This window comes from Acinetobacter bereziniae (genome assembly GCF_016576965.1).
Classification (GTDB): Bacteria; Pseudomonadota; Gammaproteobacteria; order Pseudomonadales; family Moraxellaceae; genus Acinetobacter; species Acinetobacter bereziniae.
Genome location: NZ_CP066119.1, coordinates 3,114,570 through 3,121,227, shown reverse-complemented (window position 1 = coordinate 3,121,227; position 6,658 = coordinate 3,114,570). Strand labels below are relative to the sequence as shown.

Genomic DNA, 6,658 nt, shown 5'->3' with positions numbered 1-6,658 from the left:
TTAAAGGGTTTATGGAGTATATAAAATTGTCATACCATCATCTTAACTTTGAAGATCGTACTGCATTAATGCTTGAGTCAAGAAAAGAAGGCTTTTCAGCCAGAAAATTTGCTGAACTCATTAAAAGACATCCTAGTACGATCTATCGTGAGCTTAAAAGAAATAGCATCAATGACGTTTATCAAGCTCAATATGCTTCTGATAACACTTTTGCTAGACGTAGACGTGGTCACAGAAAACTCAAAATCGATTCAATCCTCTGGAAATTTATTGTTGAAGCGATCCGTTGTTTATGGTCTCCTCAGCAAATAGCAAAGCGTTTAAAGACATTTCCTGATTTGGATCAAACAATGAATGTAAGCCATACAACGATTTATTCAACGATACGAGCATTACCCAAGGGTGAGTTGAAAAAAGACTTATTATCCTGTCTACGTCATGAAAATAAAAAGCGAAAAGCTAACGGTGAACCTAAAAAAGATTCTATATTACAGGATATTAAAACTATTCATGAGCGCCCAGCCGAAGTTCAAGAAAGAAAAATACCGGGTCATTGGGAAGCTGATTTAATTAAAGGTAAAGACAATAAAAGTTCGATAGCAACACTTATTGAACGAAATACACGGCTCTGTATCTTGGCAACATTACCTGATGCAAAGGCAGAATCAGTGCGCAAGGCTTTAACTGAAGCTCTGAAATATTTACCTGCAGAACTGCGTAAAACGTTGACCTATGACCGTGGACGTGAGATGTCAGAACATAAAATACTCGAAGAAGATTTAGGCATAGATGTATATTTCTGTGACCCACATTCACCCTGGCAAAAAGGCACATGCGAAAATATGAATGGTTTAATTAGGCAATATTTACCTAAAGGGATTGATTTAAATCAGGCAGATCAGCATTATTTAAATCAAGTTGCCATGTCACTGAATACTCGTCCTAGAAAGGCGTTAGATTGGCTTACACCATTAGAGAAATTTGCTCAGCTTGTTGATTATCATATGGCTTTTGAAACTGTCGCACCTCATGTTTGAATTCGCCCATGGTTATACAAAAGTTGAAGAAATTGAAAGCAGTGGAGGAGTAACATATGTCATATTCGGAAAATAGTGAATCTTTTAATGAAATATTAAGTGGTAAAAGGCCAAGTGAAGTATTCAATTCATTTCTTTTAGAGAATAATATTTTAGATAAATATGACTTAGCAGATATGTTTTTAGCTCATTTTACAATGTTAGACAGCAAAGTTTTACCATTAATATGGAATTGGAGAAGTATAAAATCAATAAGAGGAATAAGTGATGAACAGTTTGATGAGCTAATTATTGAAAATATGAAGAATTCTGGTTATGAACTCCCTTAAAATACTATTTTTTTAATGGATTGCTAAAATTCTGAATTTTCATATAGTCAATTAGTGCAATTGCGTTTAGGAGAATCTCAAATTGATGGTTATACATGGGACCACAATGCTCAATCATCACCAAAAAATATGCAATTAGTTCCAGCTGAATTTCATTCGAATAAAGCTGTACCTCATACAGGACAAAATTCTTTATCAAGTGGTAATAATTAAGGTAGGAAAATAAGATGCGTATTTATGATGATAATGGACAAGTATCCTTAGATATAATACATGAAGTTGAGAGTATTTTAGGATATAACTTTCCTACAAGTTATATTAATTTAATAAAAGATCATGATGCTTTATCTCCAGTTGAAAATATTTTTGATTTTAAAAATATTTATAAAAAAGAAGATGAGCGGGATTTAAATTTTTTAAGTTTTAAAACTGATCATTTGGATGGTGATATTTTAAGCAATCAGAGTAATGTAAATGATCTTGAAAATTATGGTATAAAAAATCTAGTTGTTTTTGGAATATGCGCAAATGGTGACTATATTTGTTTTGATTATAGAGATAATATTGAAGGTACAGAACCCAAAATAGTATTGGTTTATCATGATGACTTTGTTGATTATGAAGATGGAGCAAGTTCTATGGTTGTTAATAATGTAGCTAATAATTTTGATGATTTTTTAAATTTGTTACATGAATAGTAGATATTAATAAAAAGGGCTGTTATTTGCTTAACAGCTCTCATATTTTAATCTGTAGAAAATAAAATATAAAATTAATATAAATATATTTGAAAAATAAAAAATAAAAAATAAAAAATAAAAAATAAAAAATAAAAAATAAAAAATAAAAAATAAAAAATAAAAAATAAAAAATAAAAAATAAAAAATAAAAAATAAAAAATAAAAAATAAAAAATAAAAATTATGTTTATGAGAAGTGATTCTAGGCGAATTCAAACATGAGGTGCGACAGTTTCAAAAGCCATATGATAATCAACAAGCTGAGCAAATTTCTCTAATGGTGTAAGCCAATCTAACGCCTTTCTAGGACGAGTATTCAGTGACATGGCAACTTGATTTAAATAATGCTGATCTGCCTGATTTAAATCAATCCCTTTAGGTAAATATTGCCTAATTAAACCATTCATATTTTCGCATGTGCCTTTTTGCCAGGGTGAATGTGGGTCACAGAAATATACATCTATGCCTAAATCTTCTTCGAGTATTTTATGTTCTGACATCTCACGTCCACGGTCATAGGTCAACGTTTTACGCAGTTCTGCAGGTAAATATTTCAGAGCTTCAGTTAAAGCCTTGCGCACTGATTCTGCCTTTGCATCAGGTAATGTTGCCAAGATACAGAGCCGTGTATTTCGTTCAATAAGTGTTGCTATCGAACTTTTATTGTCTTTACCTTTAATTAAATCAGCTTCCCAATGACCCGGTATTTTTCTTTCTTGAACTTCGGCTGGGCGCTCATGAATAGTTTTAATATCCTGTAATATAGAATCTTTTTTAGGTTCACCGTTAGCTTTTCGCTTTTTATTTTCATGACGTAGACAGGATAATAAGTCTTTTTTCAACTCACCCTTGGGTAATGCTCGTATCGTTGAATAAATCGTTGTATGGCTTACATTCATTGTTTGATCCAAATCAGGAAATGTCTTTAAACGCTTTGCTATTTGCTGAGGAGACCATAAACAACGGATCGCTTCAACAATAAATTTCCAGAGGATTGAATCGATTTTGAGTTTTCTGTGACCACGTCTACGTCTAGCAAAAGTGTTATCAGAAGCATATTGAGCTTGATAAACGTCATTGATGCTATTTCTTTTAAGCTCACGATAGATCGTACTAGGATGTCTTTTAATGAGTTCAGCAAATTTTCTGGCTGAAAAGCCTTCTTTTCTTGACTCAAGCATTAATGCAGTACGATCTTCAAAGTTAAGATGATGGTATGACAATTTTATATACTCCATAAACCCTTTAAATTAATTAGGTGGTTTATGTCGCACTTCAAGTTTTACTCTGCCCTAGCTCATTAAGACCTAAGAGCTTAAGATTAACATTTAAAGTTGATGGGGGAGTTTGAGCAAGTCTTTAAAAATGAAGCAGGTGGTGGTAAATAATGCAATTGCAATTTGAGATATTGAATAAAATTGTACAAGAAGTACATAAATATCGACCTTTTGATTATGATTCATGGAGATTCGAATACAAATTTAATCCTGATGAGGGGTGGTCTGAATATGGGGTATTTTTCTTTCGCAATCATACAGAGTATTTACCTCCAGATTTTAATTACGATTTGATTATAAAATTTAGCCAGGAACTTCATGATGAAATGCAGTCACATACAGGTGGTGATTGGAGGAAGTTTATATTAAATCTAGATGAACAAGGAAAAGCAAAAACGCAGTTTATTTATGAAATACAGTCATGTATGGGTGAATTTAATGATTAATGCAAGAAACCTCTAAAATTTTAGAGGTTTTTTTAAGAGTAAATTTTTGGAAATTAAGTGGATAAAATATTCCAATTATAAGAGCCAGTAAATTATTTTTGTAAGTTTTAATAGTGAATATTAGGACTTCCACTGAGACCAAATCTAAGCTATCAAAAACTAGGTGTATTGGTTGATACGATATCAACAGGATTGTCAGCGCCTACGAGTTCAGGTTTAGGCATAGCGACAGCAACATTAAGTCCTGTAGCAAGTTATGAGATAGGTCAATACTTTAAATCTAAGGATGCAGAAGGAAGTACAGCGCATATTTTAGCGCATACCGTTCTAGGTGCAGCAGTTGCAGCAGCGGGAGGAAATGATGCATTGACTGCTGGGCTTTCAGCGGGTGGAGCGGAAGCAGCAGCACCAAAACTTGCGCAATACTTATATGGTAAGGATGCGAAAGATCTAACGGCAGATGAAAAGAGTACGATCAGTGTAATCACTGGATTAGTCGCCTCTGGCGTTGGAGCGACTACAGGTGATGTATCAAGTACAGTTCAAAGTGGTCAAGTTGCGCAGAATGCGGTGGAGAATAACTCTTTAGCAGGAGATGATTTACGCAAAAATGTTAATGAATTTTTCAATGGGCTTTCATCTAAAGTAAAACATCCAATAGATCAAGGCGCTATCAAAGGTTTAGGGAGCGTTGCCGATGGTATATTAATGATAGCTGATGCATTTGGTGATACAGCAGTATCAGCAATACATTGTCCATTAGGAAGCTCTGCATGTGCAGATGCAATGGAAAATAATCGTCTGAAAGGGCAGGCAGTTATTGATTTTTTAAAAATTAATAACTTAAAGAAACAAGCAGCAGCAATTGAACAATCTTATATTGACTTAAATAGTGGAGATCCTGAAAAAGTAGCGAATGCACAAAGAACACAGGTGGAAGTGTTTACCAGTTTAGGTGTAGGTGCAATAGGGGGTAAGAAACTCGGATACGAAGGTGGTCAAGTTGGAAACTTGACTAGTATTAAACGAATATTAGAAAATGATCCTGCAAAATTACCTTCAGTCAAAACCTCAACATCAGGAAATATTAGTGCGAAGCAAATTACTGAAAATGGGAAAATTATTGATCCGCCAAAAGAAGTTTTAAATAAACAACAGCAATTACTCAATAATACAGATAATAATAAATCTGGTATTTTACGAGAAGAAATTGCGGATAGTTACTTTAAGAATAGTGGTTATACAAAACTTGAAAGTAAGTGTGGAAGTAATTGTTTTGATGGTGTTTACATGAAGAATGGCGAAATTTATGTTGTTGAAGTAAAGCCTTTAAAAGAAAGAGGTTCAGTAAAGTTAAGTGATAACAAAAACTCACCGAATGATATCGGTGTTCAGATGTCAGACAAATGGATTAAGAGTAGAACAAGTGTATTAGCTCGTACAAATAACCCTGATGCTATTAAAACGGCAAAACTAATAAGCGATGCTGTTGAGCAAAGTAAACCAATCAATAAGATTGTACTTGGTGTTAATGAAGGGCGTGCAGTTACTTTAAATCTTGGTAATAAGGTTGCAAAATGATGAAATATAATTTATTAAATCAATTTCAAAGCCTAGAAATTTTTTATGAAGATGGCGACAAAAATAAAGTTAACTTAATTACTGAAAGGCTAAAGAAAAATCAGCAACAAGGCGCAGTTTATGAGTCTTTAGCAACATATTGTATCTATAATGGCTTTAAAAGTTATATTTTTGAGCAAAATGTAAAGCAATTAAAACAATGGTTTTATGTGTCAAGCTTATTAAGGGTAGAAAGTGCAAGATATCCTGGTGGATTCTCTTATACAATGTCTACTCCTGATGAGTTTATCTTTCCAATTTTATCTGACAGTGAGGAAGTGATTAAAAAGTTTGCTAATCTTGATACAGTTCATTTACTTTGGGGTGACTATGAGCCTAGTTATGAAGAAGCAAAATTTAAACCATCTAAAGATGATCCAAGATATCGTACTCATGCTATGCAGGCAGTTTTACGACATGATTGGGAAGATTATCAACGAATAAAAGACATAGCCAACCAAAAAATTAATAAATTAAGAGAAGTAGTAGAGTTTGAATTTGGTGTATATGATGCAATTTATCATAAGGATAAAGATAAAATTATAGATATTATACAGACTTTACTAAAACCAAAAGTACACAAAGCATACAACAAAGATTTTGGCGAAGAGTTTAGTGGAGAAATTTGGTCACATCATCCAGTTATGTTTACCAAATTGGCATGGATGAATGGACTTGAGATAGAAATAGATAATCCGCTTGTTCCAATGGAACTTATGCCAATAAAACCTTTAGAGCATTACGATTATCATTACGACTTTTTAGACCCGAACTGGAAACCAAAAAGCTTTTTAGGGAGATTGTTTGGAAAAAAATAATAATAATGGATTGAGGTATTCAAATCTTGGGTAGAATTTATTAAAAAAAACCTATTGAAAAATATTAGGAAAAATATGACTTGTGAAAACAATGTGAAGAAAGTATAGCCCATACCGTTCTAGGTGCAGCAGTTGCAGCAGCGGGAGGAAATGATGCATTGACTGCTGGACTTTCAGCAGGAGGAACTGAGGCAGCCGCACCAGTTTTATCTAATTTCTTATATGGTAAGGATGCAAAAGATTTAACGGCAGATGAAAAAAGTACGATCAGTGCAATCACTGGATTAGTCGCCTCTGGCGTTGGAGCGACTACAGGTGATGTATCAAGTACAGTTCAGAGTGGACAAGTTGCGCAGGTTGCTGTTCAGGATAATTTTTTATCACAAGAGGAA

General features: G+C 33.5%; 7 protein-coding genes and 2 pseudogenes. 8 read left to right on the top strand and 1 reads right to left on the bottom strand.

Going from position 1 to position 6,658, the window contains the following annotated elements; all coding sequences use genetic code 11:
- Positions 1–11: 11 nt before the first annotated feature.
- Genes I9192_RS14670 through I9192_RS14655 form a run of 4 tightly spaced genes read left to right on the top strand, consistent with a single transcriptional unit; the run spans position 12 to position 2,064 of the window.
- Positions 12–1,037 (top strand): IS30-like element ISAba125 family transposase, encoded by a 1,026-nt coding sequence (locus I9192_RS14670; RefSeq protein WP_001988464.1) that lies wholly within the window; start codon positions 12–14, stop codon positions 1,035–1,037.
- Between the two features lie 56 nt (positions 1,038–1,093).
- Entirely contained in the window at positions 1,094–1,366 is a 273-nt protein-coding gene (locus tag I9192_RS14665) for a hypothetical protein (protein WP_005032613.1), read from the top strand.
- A gap of 54 nt (positions 1,367–1,420) precedes the next feature.
- Positions 1,421–1,579 carry an HNH endonuclease gene (locus tag I9192_RS22590; protein WP_010591123.1) on the top strand — a complete coding sequence of 53 codons (159 nt, stop codon included), beginning with the start codon at positions 1,421–1,423 and terminating at the stop codon, positions 1,577–1,579.
- A 14-nt stretch (positions 1,580–1,593) separates the two neighbouring features.
- Positions 1,594–2,064 (top strand): SMI1/KNR4 family protein, encoded by a 471-nt coding sequence (locus I9192_RS14655; protein WP_005032611.1) that lies wholly within the window; start codon positions 1,594–1,596, stop codon positions 2,062–2,064.
- 253 nt (positions 2,065–2,317) lie between these two features.
- On the opposite strand, the gene I9192_RS14650 is transcribed toward I9192_RS14655, so the two are convergent.
- Positions 2,318–3,343: an IS30-like element ISAba125 family transposase gene (locus I9192_RS14650; RefSeq protein ID WP_001988464.1), complete on the bottom strand. Its 1,026-nt coding sequence runs from the start codon at positions 3,341–3,343 to the stop codon at positions 2,318–2,320.
- Positions 3,344–3,492: 149 nt separating this feature from the next.
- Between I9192_RS14650 and I9192_RS14645 the strand changes: the two genes are divergently transcribed.
- The 4 genes and pseudogenes from I9192_RS14645 to I9192_RS14620 form a co-directional block, all read left to right on the top strand.
- Complete coding sequence (locus I9192_RS14645) at positions 3,493–3,828, top strand: hypothetical protein (protein WP_005032609.1); 336 nt, start codon at positions 3,493–3,495, stop codon at positions 3,826–3,828.
- Between the two features lie 147 nt (positions 3,829–3,975).
- Positions 3,976–4,419, top strand: a pseudogene (locus tag I9192_RS22585) (VENN motif pre-toxin domain-containing protein); the annotation flags it as partial.
- Positions 4,420–5,405: 986 nt separating this feature from the next.
- Positions 5,406–6,266 (top strand): Imm49 family immunity protein, encoded by an 861-nt coding sequence (locus I9192_RS14625; protein ID WP_151800970.1) that lies wholly within the window; start codon positions 5,406–5,408, stop codon positions 6,264–6,266.
- Between the two features lie 104 nt (positions 6,267–6,370).
- Positions 6,371–6,658, top strand: a pseudogene (locus tag I9192_RS14620) (VENN motif pre-toxin domain-containing protein); the annotation flags it as partial.